General features: G+C 37.2%; 25 protein-coding genes and 1 tRNA gene. 22 read left to right on the top strand and 4 right to left on the bottom strand.

Features of this window, described 5'->3' with window-relative positions; all coding sequences use genetic code 11:
• Positions 1–218 precede the first annotated feature (218 nt).
• The 7 genes from miaA to glnA all read left to right on the top strand — a co-directional run bounded on the left by miaA (position 219) and on the right by glnA (position 7285).
• Positions 219–1175 (top strand): tRNA (adenosine(37)-N6)-dimethylallyltransferase MiaA, encoded by a 957-nt coding sequence (gene miaA / locus V7108_RS04205; protein WP_335514133.1) that lies wholly within the window; start codon positions 219–221, stop codon positions 1173–1175.
• A 26-nt stretch (positions 1176–1201) separates the two neighbouring features.
• Entirely contained in the window at positions 1202–1432 is a 231-nt protein-coding gene (gene hfq / locus V7108_RS04200; RefSeq protein ID WP_034672853.1) for an RNA chaperone Hfq, read from the top strand.
• 233 nt (positions 1433–1665) lie between these two features.
• Positions 1666–2616 carry a stage V sporulation protein K gene (gene spoVK / locus V7108_RS04195; RefSeq protein WP_335514131.1) on the top strand — a complete coding sequence of 317 codons (951 nt, stop codon included), beginning with the start codon at positions 1666–1668 and terminating at the stop codon, positions 2614–2616.
• Between the two features lie 217 nt (positions 2617–2833).
• A complete protein-coding gene (gene hflX, locus V7108_RS04190) occupies positions 2834–4102 on the top strand; it encodes a GTPase HflX (protein WP_335567425.1) in 1269 nt (422 codons plus the stop codon).
• Positions 4103–4106: 4 nt separating this feature from the next.
• Positions 4107–5369, top strand: coding sequence for an aminotransferase class I/II-fold pyridoxal phosphate-dependent enzyme (locus tag V7108_RS04185; protein WP_335567424.1), 1263 nt, complete (start codon positions 4107–4109; stop codon positions 5367–5369).
• A gap of 150 nt (positions 5370–5519) precedes the next feature.
• Complete coding sequence (locus V7108_RS04180) at positions 5520–5921, top strand: MerR family transcriptional regulator (protein ID WP_335567423.1); 402 nt, start codon at positions 5520–5522, stop codon at positions 5919–5921.
• Positions 5922–5950: 29 nt separating this feature from the next.
• Positions 5951–7285, top strand: a complete 1335-nt coding sequence (gene glnA / locus V7108_RS04175; protein WP_335514120.1) for a type I glutamate--ammonia ligase — start codon at positions 5951–5953, stop codon at positions 7283–7285.
• Between the two features lie 279 nt (positions 7286–7564).
• Here glnA and lexA read toward each other — a convergent pair whose 3' ends face one another.
• Complete coding sequence (gene lexA / locus V7108_RS04170) at positions 7565–8188, bottom strand: transcriptional repressor LexA (protein ID WP_335567422.1); 624 nt, start codon at positions 8186–8188, stop codon at positions 7565–7567.
• Between the two features lie 158 nt (positions 8189–8346).
• Here lexA and yneA point away from each other — a divergent pair, with 158 nt between their 5' ends.
• The 9 genes from yneA (at position 8347) to V7108_RS04125 (ending at position 17137) form a co-directional block, all read left to right on the top strand.
• Positions 8347–8670 (top strand): cell division suppressor protein YneA, encoded by a 324-nt coding sequence (yneA, locus tag V7108_RS04165; protein WP_335567421.1) that lies wholly within the window; start codon positions 8347–8349, stop codon positions 8668–8670.
• A gap of 10 nt (positions 8671–8680) precedes the next feature.
• The gene (locus V7108_RS04160) at positions 8681–9337 is read left to right on the top strand and encodes a YneB family resolvase-like protein (protein WP_335520580.1); all 657 of its coding nucleotides are present in this window, start codon (positions 8681–8683) and stop codon (positions 9335–9337) included.
• A gap of 75 nt (positions 9338–9412) precedes the next feature.
• A complete protein-coding gene (locus V7108_RS04155; RefSeq protein ID WP_335567420.1) occupies positions 9413–9643 on the top strand; it encodes a DUF896 domain-containing protein in 231 nt (76 codons plus the stop codon).
• 180 nt (positions 9644–9823) lie between these two features.
• A complete protein-coding gene (tkt, locus tag V7108_RS04150) occupies positions 9824–11827 on the top strand; it encodes a transketolase (RefSeq protein WP_335514903.1) in 2004 nt (667 codons plus the stop codon).
• Positions 11828–12047: 220 nt separating this feature from the next.
• On the top strand, positions 12048–12488 hold the full coding sequence (gene sirA, locus V7108_RS04145; RefSeq protein ID WP_335514905.1) for a sporulation inhibitor of replication protein SirA: 441 nt from the start codon (positions 12048–12050) through the stop codon (positions 12486–12488).
• A 77-nt stretch (positions 12489–12565) separates the two neighbouring features.
• On the top strand, positions 12566–12787 hold the full coding sequence (locus V7108_RS04140) for a YneF family protein (RefSeq protein WP_251630748.1): 222 nt from the start codon (positions 12566–12568) through the stop codon (positions 12785–12787).
• Between the two features lie 159 nt (positions 12788–12946).
• Positions 12947–13420, top strand: coding sequence for a hypothetical protein (locus V7108_RS04135; RefSeq protein ID WP_335514909.1), 474 nt, complete (start codon positions 12947–12949; stop codon positions 13418–13420).
• 170 nt (positions 13421–13590) lie between these two features.
• Positions 13591–15342 carry an ABC transporter transmembrane domain-containing protein gene (locus V7108_RS04130; protein WP_335514912.1) on the top strand — a complete coding sequence of 584 codons (1752 nt, stop codon included), beginning with the start codon at positions 13591–13593 and terminating at the stop codon, positions 15340–15342.
• 1 nt (position 15343) lies between these two features.
• Positions 15344–17137 (top strand): ABC transporter ATP-binding protein, encoded by a 1794-nt coding sequence (locus tag V7108_RS04125; RefSeq protein WP_335514915.1) that lies wholly within the window; start codon positions 15344–15346, stop codon positions 17135–17137.
• A 274-nt stretch (positions 17138–17411) separates the two neighbouring features.
• Here the strand turns inward: V7108_RS04125 and V7108_RS04120 are convergent, their stop codons facing one another.
• On the bottom strand, positions 17412–17591 hold the full coding sequence (locus V7108_RS04120; RefSeq protein ID WP_335514918.1) for an aspartyl-phosphate phosphatase Spo0E family protein: 180 nt from the start codon (positions 17589–17591) through the stop codon (positions 17412–17414).
• Positions 17592–17844: 253 nt separating this feature from the next.
• Between V7108_RS04120 and V7108_RS04115 the strand changes: the two genes are divergently transcribed.
• The gene (locus tag V7108_RS04115) at positions 17845–18552 is read left to right on the top strand and encodes a cytochrome c biogenesis CcdA family protein (RefSeq protein ID WP_335514921.1); all 708 of its coding nucleotides are present in this window, start codon (positions 17845–17847) and stop codon (positions 18550–18552) included.
• 53 nt (positions 18553–18605) lie between these two features.
• Complete coding sequence (locus V7108_RS04110; protein WP_335514924.1) at positions 18606–19079, top strand: CcdC family protein; 474 nt, start codon at positions 18606–18608, stop codon at positions 19077–19079.
• A gap of 43 nt (positions 19080–19122) precedes the next feature.
• On the opposite strand, the gene V7108_RS04105 is transcribed toward V7108_RS04110, so the two are convergent.
• Both V7108_RS04105 and V7108_RS04100 read right to left on the bottom strand, forming a co-directional pair.
• Positions 19123–19593, bottom strand: coding sequence for a hypothetical protein (locus tag V7108_RS04105; protein WP_335514926.1), 471 nt, complete (start codon positions 19591–19593; stop codon positions 19123–19125).
• Between the two features lie 78 nt (positions 19594–19671).
• Positions 19672–20100 (bottom strand): DUF2621 domain-containing protein, encoded by a 429-nt coding sequence (locus tag V7108_RS04100; RefSeq protein ID WP_335514928.1) that lies wholly within the window; start codon positions 20098–20100, stop codon positions 19672–19674.
• A gap of 218 nt (positions 20101–20318) precedes the next feature.
• Between V7108_RS04100 and V7108_RS04095 the strand changes: the two genes are divergently transcribed.
• The 4 genes from V7108_RS04095 to V7108_RS04080 all read left to right on the top strand — a co-directional run bounded on the left by V7108_RS04095 (position 20319) and on the right by V7108_RS04080 (position 23514).
• Positions 20319–20415 (top strand) — tRNA-Sec (locus V7108_RS04095).
• 188 nt (positions 20416–20603) lie between these two features.
• Positions 20604–20879 carry a hypothetical protein gene (locus tag V7108_RS04090; RefSeq protein ID WP_335567419.1) on the top strand — a complete coding sequence of 92 codons (276 nt, stop codon included), beginning with the start codon at positions 20604–20606 and terminating at the stop codon, positions 20877–20879.
• Positions 20858–21595 carry a tyrosine-type recombinase/integrase gene (locus V7108_RS04085; protein WP_335567418.1) on the top strand — a complete coding sequence of 246 codons (738 nt, stop codon included), beginning with the start codon at positions 20858–20860 and terminating at the stop codon, positions 21593–21595. The genes V7108_RS04090 and V7108_RS04085 overlap by 22 nt, the downstream gene beginning before the upstream one ends.
• A 614-nt stretch (positions 21596–22209) precedes the next feature.
• Complete coding sequence (locus tag V7108_RS04080) at positions 22210–23514, top strand: hypothetical protein (RefSeq protein ID WP_335567417.1); 1305 nt, start codon at positions 22210–22212, stop codon at positions 23512–23514.
• The last annotated feature ends 171 nt before the right edge of the window (positions 23515–23685 follow it).

Raw genomic sequence — 23685 nt, 5'->3', positions numbered from 1 at the left:
CTTGGGGGAAAAGGCGGTTTGTAAATGAAACGTTATCGGAATGTAATGATTTTGGATAATAAATGGATAATAAATTCTATATCCAAGAAATGCATAGAAAAGATATTTTTTGATTATACTTAGTTGATGTTCAACTGCTTTAAAAATATATGATAGGATGTAAATGTGAATTGGTTCCTGCCATCACGTAAAAATGAAAAAAGGGCAGTGTGAAATTAGTGGATTCAAAACAGAAATTATTAGTCATTATTGGTCCAACAGCCGTTGGAAAAACAAAGTTAAGCATTGAGCTGGCTAAACGGTATAATGGCGAAATTATTAGCGGTGATTCTATGCAGATTTATCGTGGAATGGATATCGGGACTGCCAAAATAAAAAATGAAGAAATGGAAGGAATTCCCCATCATTTGATTGATATTAAGGAGCCGGATGAAGGTTTTTCAGTAGCTGAATTTCAACAACTTGTTCGGGCCAAAATATCTGAAATCACCTCGAAAGGAAAACTTCCAATCATTGTTGGCGGGACTGGGCTTTATATTCAGGCCGTCATCTATGATTATCAGTTTTCTGAGGCACCTGCAGATGAAGTATTTCGCCTGCACCTTGAAGATAGGGCAAAAGAAATTGGAAATGAAGCGCTGCACGATGAATTAAAAAAGGTGGACCCTGAGAGTGCAAGCCAAATTCATCACAATAATGTGAGAAGGGTGATTCGAGCACTTGAAATTTTTCACTGTACTGGTAAGATTATGAGTGAATATCAAAATGCTCAACAGCCCGACCTTCTTTACGATACAGCTTTAATTGGTTTAACGATGGAGAGGGAAAAGCTATACGAACGGATTAACATCCGTGTTGAGATGATGATGTCAGAAGGGCTTATCGAAGAAGTGAGCGATTTACATAAGCGAAATATTCGTGATTGCCAATCGATTCAAGCAATAGGCTACAAAGAAATTTATGATTTTCTTGATGGGAAGGTTAGCTTTCAAAACGCGGTAGAAAATTTAAAACAAAATTCTCGCCGATATGCAAAAAGACAATTAACCTGGTTTCGGAACAAAATGGACGTTGAGTGGTTTGATGTAACCGATGTCTCAAATTTGTCAAAAAAAATAACCGAAATTTCTCATTACATTGAAGGAAAGCTACAAGTAAAATCGAATACATATTAGTAGAGATAAAAGAGGAGGATATACAAATGAAAACCACCATCAACATTCAGGACCAATTTTTAAACCAGTGTCGTAAGGATAATACCCATGTAACGGTATTCTTATTAAACGGGTTCCAATTACGAGGCCAAATCAAAGGCTTTGATAATTTCACAGTACTTTTCGAATCAGAAGGAAAGCAACAATTGGTTTACAAGCATGCCATTTCAACCTTTGCACCGCAAAGAAATGTTCAGCTTGACCTGGATGCCCAATAATCTTATAACTACCCTGAGTCCATCATCCATGGACTCTTTTTTATTTTTAATAATGAAATGATTATTAAATGAATACACATAAATGAAGGAGTATTGTTATGGAAAACGCGTGAAAAGCAACAAGTAATTGAATTTGCGATTTCCTCTCGCTATTTGTCAGAATGGTAAATTATTTCTCAGTAGCGAATAAAGCTGCTTAACGTATAATGTTTGCAGAATGAGAGGTGAAGGCTTTGGATCAACCGATTCGCATGAAAAGTAATGGACAGATAACTGTTTCGCTTAACTCGCATAAGAGGAAGACGCTTTCGAAAGAGCTTCCAATTCCTCAAGTTGTTCCAAAGGAAATTCCCCCGGAGCACGCGGCATTAAAGGAAATAGAAGACGAGCTCGGGGCATTAGTGGGTATGGAAGAAATGAAACGAATGATAAAAGAAATTTATGCGTGGATTTTTGTGAATAAGAAACGGGAAGAAGTGGGGATGAAGGCGAGAAAGCAAGCGCTTCATATGATGTTTAAGGGCAACCCTGGGACAGGGAAAACAACGGTAGCTAGATTGATTGGCAAGCTGTTCTTAAAGATGAATGTCCTTTCTAAGGGCCACTTAATTGAAGCGGAACGGGCCGACCTTGTTGGGGAATATATTGGCCATACCGCACAGAAAACGCGTGATTTAATCAAAAAAGCACAGGGTGGAATTTTGTTTATTGATGAGGCCTACTCATTAGGGCGCGGCGGAGAAAAGGATTTTGGGAAAGAGGCGATTGATACACTTGTAAAGCATATGGAGGATAAACAGCATGAATTTATACTTATTCTTGCGGGGTATTCACGTGAAATGGAATATTTCCTAACTTTGAATCCAGGGCTGCACTCCCGTTTTCCATTAGTCATTGATTTTCCTAATTATACGATTGATCAATTAATGGAGATTGCCGGCCGAATGCTCGATGAAAGAGAATATAGTTTAAGTCATGAGGCGGAAAAAAAGCTGAAAGACCATTTAATTTGGGTCAAGGCTGTCTTGAGTCCGAATAGCTTTTCAAATGGACGGTATGTTCGAAATATTATTGAAAAATCAATACGTGCCCAGGCCATGAGGCTGCTGCTACAAAATAGCTTTGACAAACATGAATTAATGACATTAAGAAGTAACGATTTAATTTTTGAAGAAGATCAATAAAAAAATCGGCGGATATGGATACCGCCGATTTTTCAATGTGAGTATTATTTGTTATGCGTGAGTAATTTTCGCTATGCGTGAGTATAATTCACTATGGGAGTTTATTACTCCCTCCGAGCGTATTTTCTCCTATTAATTCTAAAAAATGATGAAATTATGGTGTTGACCACTTTTTTGGTATGATAGTGTAAGGAAATTTATGAAAGCAGGTGTTGGTATGGAACAAGAAGTAAGCTTAGAAAAAGCAATCTTAGTTGGCTGCCAAACGCAAACAGAAGACGATAGTCGATTCCAGTATTCGATGGAAGAACTTGCATCCTTAACAGAAACAGCTAAAGGTGAAGTTCTAATGACTGTGGTTCAAAAACGAGAGCGCGTCCACTCAGCGCTATACATAGGAAAAGGTAAAGTTGAAGAACTAAAAGCGCTTGTAGAAGAGGTAGAAGCGGATATAGTCATTTTTAATGATGAATTATCACCAAGCCAAAAACGAAATCTTGCTTCTGAATTAGATGCCCGTATTATTGACCGGACGCAGTTAATATTAGATATCTTTGCTCAAAGAGCAAGGTCTAAAGAGGGTAAGCTCCAGGTTGAATTGGCCCAGCTTCAATACTTATTGCCGCGTCTTGCTGGTCAAGGGACCGCGTTATCTCGATTGGGAGCTGGTATTGGGACGAGAGGACCTGGGGAATCAAAATTAGAATCGGACCGTCGTCATATCCGACGTAGAATTGATGAAATTAAGAATCAATTGGCGGTCATTGTTCAACATCGGGATCGTTACCGTGAAAGAAGGAAGAAAAACAAAACATTCCAAATTGCGATTGTCGGCTATACGAACGCAGGTAAATCAACTCTTTTTAATCGTCTATCCGAAGCGGATTCCTATGAGGAGAATCAATTATTTGCTACCTTGGATCCGATGACAAGAAAGTTGGTATTACCGAGTGGTTTTCAAACCTTAGTTACCGATACTGTAGGTTTCATTCAAGACCTTCCAACTGCACTTATTGCAGCATTTCGTTCGACTCTGGAAGAAGTAAAAGAAGCAGATCTGCTTTTACATGTCGTTGATATGTCAAATGCGGACTACTTTCAGCATGAAAAAACAGTAAATAAGCTGCTTGAGGACTTAGAAGTGAAGGACATCCCTCAGATAACGGTTTATAATAAGAGAGATATTAAACATCCTGATTTTGTACCAACAACGAACCATCCTCTTATTTTCGTAAGTGCCTTCGACAAAGAGGACCGCAATGAATTAAAAAGAAAAATTGAAAAAGTAATGATTGAAATGATGGATCAGTATCAAGTCAGGATTCCTTCAACAGAAGGGAAGCTGATTGCACAATTAAAGAATGAGACAATTGTAAGAGAACTGGTTTTTGATGAAGAAAATGAGCTTTATCAATGCAGAGGATTTGCATTGCCAGATCATCAAATTTCCGGACAATTACTGAAATACAAAACGAGAATGGAGTAACAGTATGTTTCAACAGTTAAAAAATGGGGAAAAGCTTCAACAAATTGTACGTGGTGTAGAACAACAAATTGGTGACGTACATAAAGAGATAGATGAAAGAATTGAAAGCAATCAATTTCGAGTTTTGAAAAGTTATCAAGAGCACCGAGTCAGCGATTCTCACTTTATTCCTTCAACGGGTTATGGCTATGATGATATCGGCAGAGATACATTAGAACTTATTTATGCAGATGTATTTGGTGCAGAAGCAGGTCTAGTTCGTCCGCAAATTATCTCAGGGACGCATGCAATATCAATCTCTTTGTTTGGTATCCTTCGCCCTGGCGATGAACTTCTTTATATAACAGGCAAACCGTATGACACGCTTGAGGAGATTGTTGGAATTCGCGGCAATGGAGTGGGGTCGTTAAAGGAGTTTGGAATTTCCTATGATAGTGTGGAGCTGTCGGATAAGGGATCGATTGACTGGAATCAGGTTGCTGACAAAATCAAAAGTAATACCAAAATGATCGGCATCCAACGCTCAAAGGGCTATGCAACCCGTCCTTCCTTTACGATTGCTGAAATCAAAGAGATGATTTCGTTTGTAAAGGAAATAAAAGAAGATGTCGTGGTTTTTGTAGATAATTGCTACGGAGAATTCGTTGAGGAATTGGAACCGTGTCACGTGGGAGCCGATTTGATGGCAGGTTCATTAATTAAAAATCCTGGCGGAGGAATTGTGAAGACTGGTGGGTATATTGTAGGGAAGAAACAATATGTTGAAGCCTGTTCTTACCGAATGACTTCGCCAGGCATCGGTGCTGAGGCTGGTGCTTCCATTTACAGCCTTCAAGAAATGTATCAAGGTTTCTTTTTAGCACCGCATGTTGTTGGTCAAGCCTTAAAAGGAGCTGTTTTTACAGCAGCATTTCTAGAAAAATTAGGGATGAATTCTTCTCCTAAATGGGATTCTTACCGTACGGATTTAATTCAATCGGTTCAATTTGATGATAAAGATAAAATGATAGCTTTTTGTCAGGCTATTCAATTTGCTTCGCCGATTAATTCTCATGTAACAGCCTATCCAGCGTACATGCCAGGATATGAGGATGATGTGATCATGGCTGCGGGAACATTCATCCAAGGTGCAAGTATCGAGTTGACAGCAGACGGACCAATAAGACCTCCTTATGTAGCTTATGTTCAAGGCGGGCTAACCTATGCACATGTCAAAATGGCCGTTTGTATTGCTGTAGACTCTTTAATACAAAAAAATCTAATTTGAATTGAAATAGTAATGGAAGTAAAGAATAACTAACGTAGTTATTCTTTCTTTTTGAAAAAACCATGTTAGAAAACCTTACATAAGATTGACATCTTTTCTTACACGAAATATAATAACAATATAAATCAGTAAGAGGAGAGGAGAAATTGAATGAGTGGAAAAGAAATACGCCGCTCGATGCCTTTATTCCCAATTGGAACTGTTATGCAGCTGACTGAACTAACTGCCAGACAAATTCGATATTACGAAGAGCACCAATTGATTTCTCCAGCTAGAACTGATGGGAATAGAAGACTCTTTAGTTTAAACGATATTGATAGACTATTAGAAATTAAGGATCTCATTGATCAAGGTGTGAATATGGCTGGAATTAAACAGCTTATCTTCATAAAAGATCAACAGTCCAATGTGATTCAGCAACAGGCCGAAAAAGCCAAGCAGGAGTTAACAGACGATCAGTTGCGAAATTTGCTCCGACACGAATTACAACATTCTGGAAGATTCAATCGTTCGTCGCTCAGACAAGGAGATATGTCACGATTTTTCCATTAAGTTAAAATTAAATTTTGGAGGTAATAAGGATGGCAAAGTATACAAGAGAAGATATTAAGCAGTTAGCACAAGAAGAAAATGTTAAGTTTATTCGGTTGCAGTTTACTGATATTTTAGGAACGATTAAAAATGTAGAGATTCCAGTCAGCCAATTAGAAAAGGCATTAGATAATAAAATGATGTTTGATGGTTCATCTATCGAAGGATTTGTGCGTATTGAAGAATCTGATATGCACCTTGTTCCTGATTTAAATACTTGGGTAGTATTCCCGTGGACAGCTGAAAAAGGAAAAGTTGCTCGTTTAATCTGTGATATCTACACTCCAGAAGGAAAACCATTTGATGGCGATCCACGAAGTAACTTAAGAAGAGTATTAAAAGAAATGGAAGAACTAGGATTTACAGACTTTAACTTAGGACCTGAGCCTGAATTCTTCTTATTTAAATTAGACGAAAAAGGTGAGCCTTCATTAGAATTGAACGACCAAGGCGGATACTTCGATCTAGCTCCAACTGATTTAGGTGAAAACTGCCGTCGTGATATCGTACTAGAGTTAGAAGAAATGGGCTTTGAAATTGAAGCTTCTCACCATGAAGTAGCACCAGGTCAGCACGAAATCGACTTTAAGTATGCTGATGCTTTAACAGCATGTGACCAAATTCAAACATTCAAATTAGTAGTTAAAACAATTGCTCGTAAACACGGCTTACATGCGACGTTCATGCCAAAACCATTATACGGAGTGAATGGATCTGGAATGCACATGAATCTTTCATTATTTACCAATGGCAAAAACGCATTCTATGAGCCAACAGGCGACCTTGAAATGAGTGATACAGCTCGTCAATTTATCGCTGGTATCCTTAAGCATTCACCGAACTTTACAGCTATTACCAATCCGACAGTAAACTCTTATAAGCGTCTGGTTCCTGGCTATGAAGCACCTTGCTATGTTGCTTGGTCTGCTAGAAACCGTTCACCATTAATTCGTATTCCATCTTCTCGCGGATTAAGCACTCGTGTAGAAGTAAGAAGCGTTGACCCAGCCGCTAACCCATACCTGGCGATGGCTGTACTATTAAAAGCTGGTTTAGATGGAATTAAAAATAAAATGACTCCTCCTGCTCCAGTTGACCGTAACATCTATGTAATGAGTAAGGAAGAAAGAATTGAAGAAGGGATCCTCGATCTTCCAGCAACTCTAGCAGAAGCTTTAGAACAATTAAAGGCTGATGAAGTGATTGTTGCAGGTTTAGGAGAGCACATCTTCGAACACTTTGTTGAAGCAAAAGAGATTGAGTGGGATATGTTCCGCACAGTAGTACACCCTTGGGAACGCGACCAGTATTTGAGCATGTACTAAAATACTCAAACCCAGTGTGGATATAGTCCATACTGGGTTGTTTTTTGTTAATGTAAGTGGATTGTTTCACCATTGTGCCCCGTAAAAGTGATATTCTTCAATTAAGGTAAGAATCACGCCATGATTGTGCCCGTAAAACTGGAAATTTACAATTAAGGTAAGAATCACCTCGAGATTGTGGCCTATACAACTGGAGGTCTCTTATTAATTCCCGTCTTAATAATCAATAACAACACCAAATAAAAAAGAGCAGCCACAAACGTGGCTGCTCCCAAATGATTAATGTATATGACGATAAACCCCAATAACTTTCCCCAGAATAGATACATTTCTCAAAATTATCGGATCCATTGTAGAATTTTCAGGCTGCAAGCGAATGAAATCTTTTTCTTTGAAGAATCTCTTACATGTCGCTTCGTCTTCTTCTGTCATGGCGACAACGATATCTCCATTGTTCGCAGTTTGCTGCTGTCTCACGATTACGTAATCTCCATCGAGAATTCCGGCTTCTATCATACTCTCACCCATGATTTCTAGCATAAAAACTTGTTCATCTGCTGGTGCTAGACTCTCAGGTAGCGGAAAGAACTCTTCTACATTCTCAATAGCGGTAATAGGAAGTCCGGCAGTAACTTTACCTACAATCGGCACGTTAACAACATTATTTCTTGGGATATTTGCAATTGCATCCGATTCTAGTATTTCAATTGCTCTTGGTTTTGTTGGATCTCTTCGAATTAGTCCTTTGCTTTCCAAACGTGCTAAATGACCATGAACGGTAGAACTTGAAGCAAGTCCTACTGCTTCTCCAATTTCTCTTACGGATGGTGGATAGCCCTTCTTCTTTACTTCCCCTTTGATAAATTCAAGGATATCCTGCTGTCGCTTAGATATTTTTGTCATAATAAGATACACCTCGCCCTATTTAATTATTAAATTTATTATAGCATGTTGGTATTTTTTATACAAACATAAGTTCGAATTTTTGTTGACAACAAACAAATGTTCGGATTATAATGAAAACATATAAACGAACATACATTCTGAATAGGGGTTATATGATGAAAAATTTATGGGAAAAATACTCTTTTGCAATAGTACTTATTATCTTGAGCTGTACATTAAGTTTTATTTTATCAATACGTTTTAATTCGAATGTAGAAGAAAAGTTCTTGACAATTACCGTATTTGAAGGCGACTCCCTTTGGGAAATCTCCAACCAATATTCTGAACTTCATTCTTACTCAAATACCGAATTTATCAGTTGGGTTAAACAGCATAACGAAATAGAAGGAGATAGAATTTATCCGGGTGAAGAAATTATCATCCCTGTAAACTATGAAGTAGGTTCTTTAACTGAATATGCAAGTGCAGCTGGAGAGTAAAAGTCAGATGATGAATGCAATAATATACTGCCGAGTTAGTACCAACAAAGAAACCCAGGAAACCTCATTAAAACGTCAGGAAGAGGAACTTGTACAGCTTGCCAGTCAGCATCGTTTCAATGTTGTCTCGATAATTAGAGAGCAAGCCAGCGGTTATGACCTAGAACGAGATGGGATCTTAGAGTTATTAGATATATTGAAAGAAAAAACGATACAGGCTGTGCTAATTCAGGATGAGACAAGACTGGGAAGAGGAAATGCGAAAATTGCTCTCTTGCACTGTATATTAAAAGAAGAAGTAAAGCTTTATAGCATTTCTCATAATGGTGAGCTGCAACTGTCTGAAAGTGATTCAATGGTATTAAAAATCGTAGGAATGGTAGAGGAATACCAGAGAAAGCTACATAATATTAAGATTAAGAGGGGAATGAAAAGAGCAGTTGCTCAAGGGTATAAGCCTGAGAAAAATCTAAAAAACCTCGAGTCGAATTCAGGCAGAGAGAAAATAGAGGTTCCGGTTGAGGAGATTATCCGGCTTCGAAAAAACAAGTTAACGTTTGCAGAGATAGCTGCTACATTAAGGGGTTTTGGATATACTATATCAAAAGCAACTGTTCACAGACGTTATCAAGAATTCCAAGAATCTATTGAGTCAGAGGAACAATAGACCATTTGCCTTGTCAGATGGTCTTTTTTTTAGTAAAATCAATTTTTGCGAAGATATTCGAAAGGCGGGTTTTACATGCTCTCAAAAGAAAAAATGGCTAGAATCAATGAACTAGCCAGAAAAGCCAAAGCAACTGGATTAACAGAAGCAGAAGCAAAGGAACAATCAAAACTAAGAAGTGAGTATTTAACCACTTTCCGCAGCTCTATGCTAGATACATTAACAAATACAACTTTTATTGATCCAGAAGGTAAAGATGTAACACCTAAAAAGATAAAAGATAGAAAAAAATATAATCTTCATTAATCAAATGGAAAAACTTTTTGTTTTTCCTATTTACATATTGTCTCCCTTTGTGTGTAAAAATAATAAAATGAAGGTAAATTAATTTGTTTAGTAATCAAATTAATTGTTGAATTAATGCCCGCTGAACTATAATATTAAGGGTGTTATTATTATCCTATTGAAACAGGAGTGATTATTTACATGTTTGAAACTATTGATGATTTGTCCGTAACATCTATTCGTACGCTATCGATTGATATGATCGAAAAAGCAAATTCAGGGCATCCAGGTTTGCCAATGGGTGCTGCACCAATGACTTACGCATTATGGACTCGTTTTATGAACCATAATCCAAAAAATCCAGAGTGGTTTAACCGTGACAGATTTGTATTATCTGCAGGCCATGGCTCTGCTTTATTATACAGCATGCTTCATTTATCCGGTTACAATCTGTCAATGGAAGACTTAAAACAATTCCGTCAGTGGGGAAGTAAAACTCCTGGACATCCAGAGTATAAACACACTGAAGGAGTCGAAGCAACAACAGGTCCACTTGGACAAGGTATTGCTATGGCTGTTGGTATGGCAATGGCAGAACGTCATACAGCTAGCGTCTATAATAAAGAGAATTTCGAAATTGTAAACCATTATACATATAGTATTTGTGGTGATGGAGACTTAATGGAAGGTGTATCAGCAGAGGCGGCTTCTCTAGCTGGACATTTAAAACTTGGACGTTTAGTTGTTTTATACGATTCCAATGATATTTCATTAGATGGTGATTTAAATAAATCCTTCTCTGAAAGTGTTAAGAACCGTTTCTTATCATACGGCTGGCAATACCTTCGAGTAGAGGACGGCAACAATTTAGCAGAAATCGCAAAGGCTTTAGAAGAAGCTAGAAACGATTTAGATCGTCCAACTATGATTGAAGTTAGAACTGTGATTGGTTATGGTTCTCCAAACCGCGCTGGAACTTCTAGTGTCCATGGCTCTCCACTTGGAGCAGAAGAATTAAAGCTGACAAAAGAAGCATATAAATGGACGTTTGAAGAAGATTTCCATGTGCCACAGGAGGTTTATGATAACTTCAAGAACCTTATCGTTGAAAATGGTTCGAAGAAGGAAAAAGAATGGAACGACTTATTTGCACAATATAAGAATGAATATCCAGAATTAGCAAATCAATTAGAAGCAGCATTAAGAAATGAATTGCCTGAAGGCTGGGACAAAGACATTCCAGTATATAGTGAAGGCAAAGCCCTAGCTAGCCGTGCATCTTCTGGTGAAGCTCTAAATGGCATTGCAAAAAATCTACCTATTTTTATGGGTGGTTCTGCTGACCTTGCTGGTTCTAATAAAACCATGATCAAAGGAACAGGCGATTATGCACCAGGCAACTATGAGAACCGAAATATCTGGTTCGGTGTACGTGAATTTGCAATGGGTGCTGCCATGAATGGTATCGCCTTACATGGCGGAGTGAAAATTTTCGGAGGAACTTTCTTCGTGTTCTCTGACTACCTGCGTCCTGCTATCCGTCTAGCTGCTATCATGGGATTACCTGTTACGTATGTATTTACGCATGACAGTATTGCGGTTGGGGAAGATGGACCTACACACGAGCCTGTTGAACAACTTGCGGCTTTACGTGCAATGCCAGGTCTTTCTATTATTCGTCCAGCTGATGGTAATGAGACTGCTGCTGCGTGGAAGCTTGCAGTTGAGTCTACAAATAAACCAACTGCTTTAGTGTTAACTCGTCAGGATTTACCAACTCTTAAAGATACAGACAAAAATGCTTACGAGGGCGTCTCCAAAGGTGCTTATGTGGTTTCTCCTTCCGAAAGAGAAACTCCAGACGCTCTAATTCTAGCTTCTGGTTCAGAGGTTAGTCTAGCTGTTGAAGCACAAAAAGCTTTAGCTGGTGAAGGAGTTCATGTTTCTGTTGTAAGCATGCCATCATGGGATCGTTTTGAGCAGCAATCTCAGGAATACAAAAACACAGTACTTCCTAAGAATGTGAAAAAGCGTCTTGGAATTGAAGTTGGTTCTTCAATGGGCTGGCATAAATACACTGGTGATGAAGGCGATGTATTAGCGATTGATACATTCGGCGCATCTGCACCAGGAGAAAAAATTATGGAAGAATACGGCTTCAGTGTTAACAATGTAGTTGCACGCGTGAAGGCACTTCTTCAGTAATTAGAACTACTTAAAGAGAACGGCACATGCCGTTCTCTTTTTTTGATTACATGAATTTTCTTGGCTAACAGACAGTCCAAATATTTGTTAGATATAATAAAATTTGTATATTTTATGTATTCGACAATATTAGTGCTATTTTTTGCCGGCTTAAGACAAATGTTTTGATTGCTATTATTTATAATTGGTAGAAAGGGTAATCAACGAAGGAGAGATCGTGGTGAGGAATTATCAGCTTTATTTAATAGAAGATGAATTTGCCGCCCATTACTTCGGAAGAGAGCGTATGTTTTTCAAGCTTTTTCAGGAACATGACAAAGCAGAAGGCGAACTAAAATTTATTACAAATAAACAAATATCCTATATAACAAAACCATTGGAAGTTTTAAAAATCCATCAATTAATTCAAAAACAACTTGGAAAAAAGAAGGGTTTCCGTGCGGAACATGGTACATACTTGATAGAGTTAAGTGGAAAGCTAAGTACAGCTAAATTAAGGGTGTTCCAGGATTTAATCACAATTGAGGCAACGGGCAGCTATGAAGCGGAAACCATTTTCTTTGAGGTGCTTAGAAAATGTGAATCTTCGTTTATGGCATTAGACCTTAATCACCAGCGGTTTGGATGGTTAAAGCCTATCAAAGAAAGAAAATATGTCTAATCTTTTAAAAGAGAATATTGTATATTCTTGTTTTATTTAGTACACTGTATGGTAGACAACATGAAGGAGGAAGTTTAATGGGTACAGGTCTATGGATTCTAGTTGTTGTACTAGCGTTAGTAGCTGGTGTGGCTCTAGGATTTTTCATTGCTCGAAAATATATGATGGATTACTTAAAGAAAAATCCGCCAATCAATGAGCAAATGCTAAAAATGATGATGATGCAAATGGGTATGAAGCCTTCTCAGAAGAAGATTAACCAAATGATGTCAGCCATGAATAAACAGCAAGGTAAATAATAAATAAAACAAAAACCACTTTATCACGGATGAAAAGGTGGTTTTTTTATATTGATTTTTTAGAAAAATCTTATATTAAGATTTTCTATTGAAATACGTGTTAAATAAGTACATACTAGTTACGCTAAGATTAAGAACATAGAAAAAGGAGCAATTCTCATGAAAAAAGTTTTATCACTCATCTTCGTTTTACTTCTAGCTTTAACTGCTTGTGGAACGCAAGATAAGGAAGAAACAGCGGCACCTGAAGAAAATAAGAGAGAACAGGGTACTAACGCTGATAAAGAACCTCAAAAAGAGTTAACAGCAGAAGATGAAAAGTTCACTCAGTTAATGGTGGAAAAAAATTATGATGCGATTATTAAAGAGGCTATTTCCTTAAAAACAGAAGAGCAAAAGAATTTCTATTACCTTGCTTCAGCATTTATCAAAAATAATGAGGTCCAAACAAAGACCTATACAGAAACAAACTATAATGACGCAAAAACGGATTATACGGTCATTGTAAATTATTTAAAGAGAGTAAAATATGTACCGGATGAAATCAAAGCTGAAGTAGATGAATTAAGAAATGTATCTGAAGAAAAAGCGGTATTTTACACAGAAGAACTTGAGAAACAAGCAGCCCAATAATAGGGATAGAAATGTCTAGCACTCATTTTAAAAATGAGTGCTTTTTATTGGAAAAAAAAGGTGTCTAAATCTTTATTCTTTTTCTAAAATTTGATAAAATATACCTTCGGGCAAGGTGAAATGTTTTTTAAAAATAATAATTGTTAAGTTGATACTTCGGGGGAAAGAGAATGAGAGTATTTTTAGATTTAGGCTGGTTTTTTAAGCAAGAGAAAAAATCATATATATCAGGAATCGTAATTTTGTTGTTCGTTGCACTGCTTCAACTCGTCCCTCCAAAGGTTATTGGGGTGATTGCCGACCATATTAATGAAGGGACACTGACCAAAGGCATGCTGCTAGAGTGGATGGCCATATTAGTGGGTGCAGGTCTAGGAATGTATGTTCTGAGATATTTTTGGAGAATTATGATATTTGGTTCATCTGTAAAGCTAAGCAAACAGTTACGTAATACTTTATATCGACACTTTACCAATATGTCACCCTCGTTTTATCAGAAACGAAGAACGGGTGATTTGATGGCGCATGCGACAAATGATCTGCAAGCGATCCAACAAACTGCTGGATTAGGCGTTTTGACATTGGTCGATTCTCTTTCAACAGGCGGGACCGTTATTCTAGCAATGGCCTTTACAATAAGCTGGAAACTTACCTTAATTTGTTTAATTCCAATGCCTATTATGGCACTCCTTACCAATTGGTTTGGCACCATGCTGCACCGAACTTTCCACAAGGCTCAAGAAGCCTTCTCTGCCTTGAATGATAAAACTCAGGAAAGTATTTCGGGAATTAAGGTAATTAAGACGTTTGGACAGGAAAAAGAAGATATTGAGGATTTCAGAAAGCAATCAGAGGATGTAGTCCAAAAAAATATCGTCGTTGCCAAAATAGATTCTTTATATGATCCAACGATTTCTATCATCGTAGCAATATCCTTTTTCTTAGCTATTACTTTTGGTTCCAGATATGTGTTGGCTGGAGAGCTGTCGATTGGAGAGCTCATTTCATTTACGACTTATTTAGGACTATTGATTTGGCCGATGTTAGCATTCGGTTGGTTGTTTAATATCGTTGAACGCGGGCGTGCTTCATATGACCGTGTAGCAGCCTTACTGCGGGAAAAGTCGGATATAACAGATAAGCAAGCTGGGTTGGAGGCAGTCCCAAGCGGCAGTATCTATTATGAGATCGAAAAATTTACTTTTCCAGGTGAAAAAGAACCGATGCTTAAGGATGTTTCTTTTATGCTAAACAGGGGAGAAACACTTGGAATTGTTGGAAAAACGGGTGCAGGAAAAACAACTCTGTTAAAGCTGCTTATTCGTGAATTTGAAGACTATGAAGGTGGAATTACATTTGGAGGCCATCAGCTTCAAGAATATAAGCTTGGGAAATTACGTGAGGCAATTGGGTATGTTCCTCAGGATCATTTCTTGTTTTCCGCAACGGTTGCAGAAAATATTGCCTTCACGAATCCGAATGCGCCAAGAGAAGAAATCTATGCCGCTGCTAAACTAGCGAATATTCATAATGATATTCTTCAGTTTACAGAAGGATATGAAACCGTCGTTGGTGAAAGAGGCGTATCTTTATCAGGCGGCCAGAAACAAAGAATTTCTATTGCGCGTGCACTGTTAATGAATCCAGAAGTATTAGTGCTGGATGATTCGCTATCTGCCGTTGATGCAAAGACTGAAGAGGCGATTCTATCAGCATTAAGGCAGAATCGTGAGGGGAAGACAACGATCATTACGTCGCACCGCCTAAGTGCTATCCAACATGCCAACTTAATTCTTGTTCTTGATGAGGGCAAGGTCATCGAAAGGGGAACACATGAAGAACTAATGGCAATGGATGGCTGGTATAAAGAAATGTATTTACGTCAGCAGCTAGAGGAGTTGGTTGAGCATGGAGGACATTAAAATGGAAGAAAAAATGCAGCTGACAAAACAAGAACAACGAAATGTTTTAACTCGCTTGCTGGCCTATACGAAACCACACAAAAAGACATTAATCCTTGCATTTAGTCTGCTGCTGTTGACTACTTTGGGAGAATTAGCAGGTCCGCTGCTTGTAAAAATCTTTATTGATGATTACCTAACACCCGGAAATTTAGTTTTTGAGCCCCTTTTAATCCTTGGGGCAACGTACCTAGGGATCCAAATTATCAAATCATTTTTAATGTTTTTTCAATTAGTGAAGTTTCAGGAGATTGCTTTAAAAATCATCCAACAGCTTCGGATTGATATTTTTTCGAAGGTACAGTCACTGGGTCTAAGGTATTTTGACCAAACACCAGCCGGGAGTATTGTTTCAAGGGTGACAAATGATACTGAGGCCATAAAAGATATGTTTGTGACCGTGCTCTCAACCTTTATCCAAAGCGGGTTTTTACTAACGGGTATTTTGATTACCATGTTTGTGTTAGACGTAAAACTGGCATTTTTCTGTCTTATTTTTATTCCTTTAATACTCCTTGTCATGAGTTTATATCGGAAATTTAGTTCTCGTTTTTATTTGGATATGCGTGAAAGATTAAGCCAATTAAATGCAAAACTAAGTGAATCTCTGCAGGGAATGAGTATTATTCAAGTATTTCGCCAGGAAAAGAGACTTCGAAAAGAGTTCGAAGACATCAATGATAAGCACTTTAATGCGGGAATGAAGAATCTGAAAATCGATGCATTGTTACTGCGTCCAGCAGTCGATATGATTTTCATTTTGGGATTAATTATCGTATTAAATTATTTTGGTATTACATCATTGGATAGCCCGGTTGAAATTGGTATGTTATACGCTTTTGTCAATTACCTCGAGCGTTTCTTTGAACCGGTAAACAATATGATGATGAGATTATCCTTGTACCAGCAAGCGATTGTGGCGGGTGCCCGTGTTTTTAGAATTCTGGATATAGATGAATTGGCACCTGCGCAAAGTGAGGAAAGTGCTCTTACCATTAAAGAGGGGAAAATTGAATTTAAGAATTTAACTTTTTCCTATGATGGACAGCGCGATGTACTGAAAAATATATCCTTTACTGCATACCCAGGGGAAACCGTGGCTCTGGTTGGACATACAGGAAGCGGGAAAAGTTCCATTATCAATCTATTAATGAGATTTTATGAATACGAGAAGGGCGATATCTTACTTGATGGTAAATCCATTCGTGATTTTTCGAAGGATGAACTACGAGAAAAAATGGGTCTCGTCCTCCAGGATCCGTTTTTGTTTTTTGGAACAGTGAGGGACAATATTACGTTGCATAATGATACTTTAACAGATGAACAAGTGGAGGCAGCAGCTAAATTTGTTCAAGCGCACACGTTTATTGAAAAATTAGAAGATTCCTATGATCATAAAGTGGTTGAGAGGGGTTCTACCTTTTCGAGTGGTCAGCGTCAATTAATTGCGTTTGCGCGGACCATTGCAGCGAATCCAAAAATTCTCGTATTGGATGAGGCAACTGCTAATATTGATACGGAAACAGAGGAAGCAATCCAAACAGCTCTAGCCAAAATGCGGGAAGGGCGGACGACGATTGCCATCGCCCACCGATTATCTACCATTCAGGATGCGAACTTAATTCTTGTTTTGCACCAAGGTGAAATTGTGGAACGAGGCACACATCAAGAGCTATTAACCCAAGGCGGCTTATACCACAAAATGTTCCTCTTGCAAAATGGAGGAGTAGAGCGGTTAGAGGATGTTATCCATTAAAAATGAAGGCTTTGTTAGATAAATTTGTTGATTGGTACTTAAGTATCCAGCGAAAGTAAAATAAGCGGAGATTTTCCGGTTATGCTATATAAAATCCCCCATTTTAATGTATTTTTTATAAATAGGCGGAATTTTTCCGTCTATTTAGGATATTTTTAATGTTTTTTACCAAATAAGCGGAATTTCTCCGCCTATTTAGATATTTAAAATTAATAAAATCAACTTTTAACATAGCCAAAAAGAAAAATCCTGGCAATTGGCCAGGATTACTGATTTAGAGACTCGCCACATGGCGAGTCTTCTTTATATATTTTCGATTATATTCATTAAGAAGATGGTCTAATTCCTGACTATAGCGAATTGCAATGGAGGAAGTCAGGCCGTTTGTGACCGCGACTTGTATCATTTCAGCACGTTTTTTTTCAATCAGTGCAATTAGTTCTTGTTTAATCACAGCCGTGGTCCTTTCCGGAGAAGCTCCATTTAATAGAAAAAATTGATAGGAAATTCTCTACCAATGTTTTACTAGTATAACCTAAGATGGGAATTAATACAAAACAATTTGTAAAAAAATATCCATTTTAATTCAATATTTTGATGGAAGTTTAATAATTTCTTAGCGACACAAAATATTCATGTTAATCATTATCTTTTAGGGGTAAGGTTTGCTAAAATGAAATAGTATCGACTATAGTAGGAGTGTTAATATGACGGATGTAAATATATTTTTAGCCTTAGGGGCCGGATTTTTAAGTTTTATTTCACCATGCTGTCTACCGCTTTACCCTGCCTTTCTATCTTATATTACCGGGATGTCAGTAGGGGAGTTAAAAACTGAAAATGCCATGCTTCAAAAGAGGAGTCTACTACATACGATATTTTTCCTTATCGGTTTTTCGGCTATTTTCATTGCCATTGGATTTGGAACATCGTTTGTTGGCCGCTTCTTCATGGAATACAAAGATTTAATTCGTCAGCTTGGCGCAATTTTCATTGTTCTCTTTGGATTAATAATTGTCGGTATTTTTAAACCAGAATTCCTGATGAAGGATCGCCGGTTAGAATTCAAAAACCGACCTTCTGGCTTTATTGGCTCTATTTTAATAGGTATGGCTTTTGCTGCTGGATGGACTCCATGTACCGGACCAATTCTAACATCAGTCATTTTACTTGCTGCTTCTAATCCTGGATCAGGTGTTTTATACATGACCGCCTACTCACTCGGGTTTGCCATTCCGTTTTTAATCATGTCTTTCTTTGTGGGCAGAATGAAATGGATCCGCAAAAATAGCGGAATGATTGTTAAAATCGGCGGTTATCTCATGATTGTTATGGGGATTGTTCTTTTCTTTGACTGGATGACCAAAATCATTGCGATTTTCTCAGGTATGTTTGGCGGATTTACAGGCTTTTAAACAATATAGATTATGAATTTTACCTTGAATTAAGGAATTAGGGGATGGTACCTATGAACTTTGTTGTTGTTTCTTCAATCGGTGCGGTATTTATGGGGATATTTGCTTTATTTGTCCGGATGAAGGCGGCAAAGAAACCTACAAATGGAATGAAGATTATTCTGCCTCCAGTGTTTATGTCTAGTGGAGCACTTATGTATGTGGTGCCGGAATTTCGGTTAACCCCTATGGAAATCGTAGAGGTAGTCATTGTAGGAATGCTGTTTTCCATCCTGTTAATAAAAACCTCAAAATTTGAGATTCGCGAAAATGAGATTTATCTTAAACGCTCAAAAGCATTTATGTACATTCTAGTTGGTTTATTGGTTGTGAGATTAGCTTTAAAATCGATTTTAAGTACGACAATCGATTTTGGAGAACTGAGCGGTATGTTCTTCCTTCTAGCATTTAGTATGATTGTTCCTTGGCGGGTTGCCATGTATCTGGATTATAAGAAGCTCCATAAACAGATTCATAGTCAACTCTGAAATAAGTATTGAAAACGCTCAGGGCAATAGCTCTGAGTGTTTTTTAATAGCGATATCTTTTGATTTTATCAGACAAATACTGTACTCCATATAAGATATAGGCTTTATAGTGTAAATAGAAAAAGAACTGAAGATGATTTATGCGATTTAGACTGATAATTTTAAGCTTTTTAAGAACATCAATGAAAAAGAACGCAAAAGCGCCATCTGAGATTAAATTAAGCAAGATGAATTTTTTAAAGTTTCCGTAAGATAATTTAAGCAGCCAAATGGAGAGCGGCATATAAGGGCCGACACTAAAAGGGAGCTCATCCCTTATAAATGATTTACGTTTATCGTAAAACTTCCACCAATTCCTCTTATGCCCATACAAATGATTTATGATTTCAAAAATAACGATAAAAACTCCGGAAAAGGCAAAACGTCTTATATTGCGCTTTCCTATAAATAACAATGACATCCAGGGAATCAATATTATCAATAGATTAAATACCTTGTGCCTCTTTGTCGCCATCCATTATTTCACCTCAATATAGACTCCCTAACTAAGATAACCAATTTTATGAAAAAAAACCGCCAAAAATTGGACGGTTTAGAATAGGTGCTCGTAGGGAGCGACATCAATTCGATTTTCAAAAAGCTTTTTTCGTAAAAATTTTTGATCTCTCTTTGGAGTTGCTTGAATATAGCCTCGGATCACGAGTTCTTCTGTAATTTTTGTTACCTTTTCACGAAGGGCAATCTCGCCAATCTTACCAGCTATTTTATGTCGTGCAACATCACGGAATAATTCGGGAACGGGACTGACTAAATCTTCAAGAAGCGCTTTCTCCTCGTCCCCCCACAAATGACGGGATTCGTTCACATAATACTCTTCCCAGTCCATTGCCGATTTGCCATCGTCTTTTGGCATTCTCTTAAGAAACTTACGAAACATAAAAAATCCGCCAATCGCCATGGCCCCGGCAAAGGCAAAAATCCATATTAATATAAACCATAGAAACCAACCTGTTAGTTGCATAGAATTCACCTACATAATACTATTTTCATCTATTTATTATAGTCTGTAATGAGGCTAAAAGACAAGTCTCGACCTTTATGATCAAGGGAACTGCCGTCTTCATATTGGATTGCAAAAATTGTCGGAAAAATGACAATATCCTTGGTACTATTGATTTTTTACTATATTCCATTGTATTATGGTTACAAGTGATATAAACTTTTTCAAAATATTATTATGGGGCTGAATGGGGTACTGGTGTCCTCCACAGTCTTCAAAACTGCTTGAGACCTGCGTGCCAGGTCTGGTGGGTTCGATTCCCACGCAGTCCCGCCAACCAAACTCAATTATATCAAGGGTTTCGACTGTTTTAAAGCTCTGTTTTACCGGCTATTTGAACAGTGAGTTAAGAGTAAAAAGTCACCAGTATTTTTTCTTATAATTACATAGTACTAGTGCGATTGATTTTGTGTGTACTAGTGTGTCAAATCCACCAATTTCTTGAAAGAAGGGTGGATTTTTTTATGCAAACGGCCAGGAAAACTCAACGAAAAGGTTCAAGAAGCACTCAGAACATTAAACGGCTCAAACAAATTGAACAAAAGATGACTCTGTTTGAAATGTTTGAGCGATTTATGACCTTCAAACAAACAGAGGGTTTGGCAAAGCCTACGATCCAAGGCTATTATGAACATTTTCATTATCTGAATGATTACTTAGGTGAGGATGTTCCTAACGAAGAAGTTACTGTTGATTTGTTCGAAATTATATTGGCTATATGCTTAATGACCAAGGTTTAAAACCGACTACTGTTAATTTACGGATCAGAACAAATCGTGCTTTCTTACGACACTGTTATCAAGAAGGATGGATTGAAATACCTATTCACGAAAAATTTAAGCCTATTAAAACTCCAGAAGATGAAATCCAATCCTTTACACCAGCTGAAATAAAAGCGTTGCTGAACCAAATTGATGATTCAAGGTTTGTTGGTTTTCGTGATAAAGTGATGATCTATGTATTATTAGATACGATGGTAAGAATATCAGAACTTCTTAATATGGGGAGAAGTAATGTGGATTTAAAGAGTGGGTACATCAAATTGGAACCGCATGAAACGAAGACTAAGCGTAGTAGAAGCGTACCAATATCAACAAAAACAATTAATCTTCTTGAAGAATATATGAGGGAGTCGGATGACTTTTGCAGTAAATATCTATTTGTTTCGTATGATGGTAGAGAAATTCTTAGTAATACATGGAGAAGAAGACTAACAGAATTAGGTGAAATGGCTGGTATATCTAATAAAAGAGTATCGCCTCACACTTTTAGACATACAGGTGCACTATTCTATATTATGAATGGCGGTGACCCATTTTCTTTACAAAAGATATTAGGGCATAGTGATATGTCAATGGTTCGTAAATATATTCAAATGACAGATTCAGACGTTAAAAGACAACATAATTCCTTTTCTCCACTTAGAAGTATATTTGGAAGATTATATATAAACTAACGGTTTAATAAAAATTTCAATATAATTGACGCTAAAGGAATACCATGTAACCACCAGAAGAACACAACGTATTATTCAAGTGCAGGTAAGAAGAACACAGTTTTTGCTTTTAACTTCCAATTGATTTTCTAGATAAATGATAAAAATTACTTCCAAAATGTCTCGAAAACTCAAAAAGCCTCCAATAAAGGAGGCTTTAATAATTTAGGTCACTATAATTGATATCCAAATTCACTTAAATTTTACCATATTTAAATAACACATTCCTGACTTGATGCCCTTCTAAGCAAAAAATTCGATATTTTTCAAAGGGGAAGTAGTTTAATAGGAAGTGTTTTTTTCAAACTTTCGGTGCCCACCCCCCTTTTTAGCAATGTGATAAGGTACTGGATTAACAAATAGTTAACCCGAGCAAAAGCCGAATTTCGGAATTCTTCCAATTCATACTGCTGGAAAAATTGGTCGAGATATTTTCCGAATGGTGATGCCTATTAAACGAAAGTAGAATATTTGTCCGACTAGTGCGAGCCGCTAAATTAAAAAAGGTATTTACTGATAAGAAGAATGAAAGTTTAGCAGAAGAATGGGTTCGAAAAATTAATGAGATACTGTCTGTGAACCTGGAAAAAATTGATCAGATAACTAATCGTAAAGAAAAAGAACTTGCCATCCATACCGCAGCCATTGATTTAACGTATGCGGAAAAAATAGACGATGCATTGCAGCTGGTGAAAACAGAATTTCTAGACACCGTAAAAAAGGACCTAATTCTAAGAGCCCTTGCAGTAAAATCCTATCAATTATATGGGTATGAGGCTGCTGAACAGGTGATTCAGGAGATTGAACGGTATTGGGAAAAGAAGATGGTCTATTATAAAATTGTCTATTTGGCATTAAGGAACAACAATATTGAGGAATGTAAGCAGATAATTGAGGATATTTCTTCTCCAGAATTTAAAAAATCTCTTTATACGAATGTGCTTGCTCAGTATATAAAAGACAACCAGGTAGATGAAGCACTTTACTATCTATCCTTCATAGAGTGCACAACAGAAAACTGCAATCACATTTATTATGACATGATCAAAGAATTAGTTTCTGTCGATTACTTAAAGCAAGCTTTTGTCTTACGGAAGAAAATCACTTGGGAAAAAGATCATCGCAAATCACTTGAGTTGAATCAGTTATTTGTTAATCATTTTTGGAACAAAGAGGCGAAAGAAGAAGCGATCCGTCTCTTATTTAAAATGGAGGGGAACAGTCAGAAAGCAAATAGAACTATCTTGAACAACCCCATACAGTTGAAACAGGTAGGAGACTATCTATATCATCAAGATCGGAAGGCAGAATTCATCGATTTGTTCCATAACGTTGATAATATTTTTGTAAAACTTGAACTGATTGGCATATTGAATAAGGAAGATGCAAATTTCAACATTGTGCAAATTAGAGATTTAATCCAAAAGACGGATCGTTTGGCTGCAAGGGAAAAAACAGAAGCGCTCATTGAAATCAGTAAACTTTCCCACAAGTTTGACAATGACTTTAAGTTATTTTTCGAAGTGTTACAATTGGCGGAACAATCGGTAATACAACTAGATGGTGATTTGTCGCATATTGGTTCAGGGATTCCGCATACTCAAATCATCATGCTGTATTTAGCTGTCGGCGAGGTTGAAAAAGCCCTGATATTTGTAAACAGCCAAAAAGAGTATCAAAATCAAATAAGCGGACTTGTGCACATTGCCCAGCATGAAGAATACAAGGATACCCGGCATAAGATTGAACTGCTTGATCAGGCGTCCAGGTTGGCGCAAAATAAAAAGCTGGGTGTCAGTATTATCAAAATCATCGAAGCTATTGATTTAAATGAAATCGATAAGGCGGACAATTTACTCCATCATATATGGGTGTACTGAGAATAAAGGATATAGCAATTAAGCCAGCAAGTGATAATAATTAACTTCTAAATATCAAGAAATTATAAAAATATAAAGTTGGTTGAACTGGATATGTAAAATAATTTGAAGTTTAAACTTTTTCTTTTTTTGAAAGCGCTATTCCTAGAATAGATTAAATTACTTTGCAAC

It is taken from the genome of Neobacillus vireti, assembly GCF_036962345.1.
In the GTDB taxonomy this organism is placed as follows: Bacteria; Bacillota; Bacilli; order Bacillales; family Cytobacillaceae; genus Neobacillus; species Neobacillus vireti_A.
Note: the sequence above shows the minus strand (reverse complement) of the source record. Positions and strands in the feature narration are given on the sequence as shown.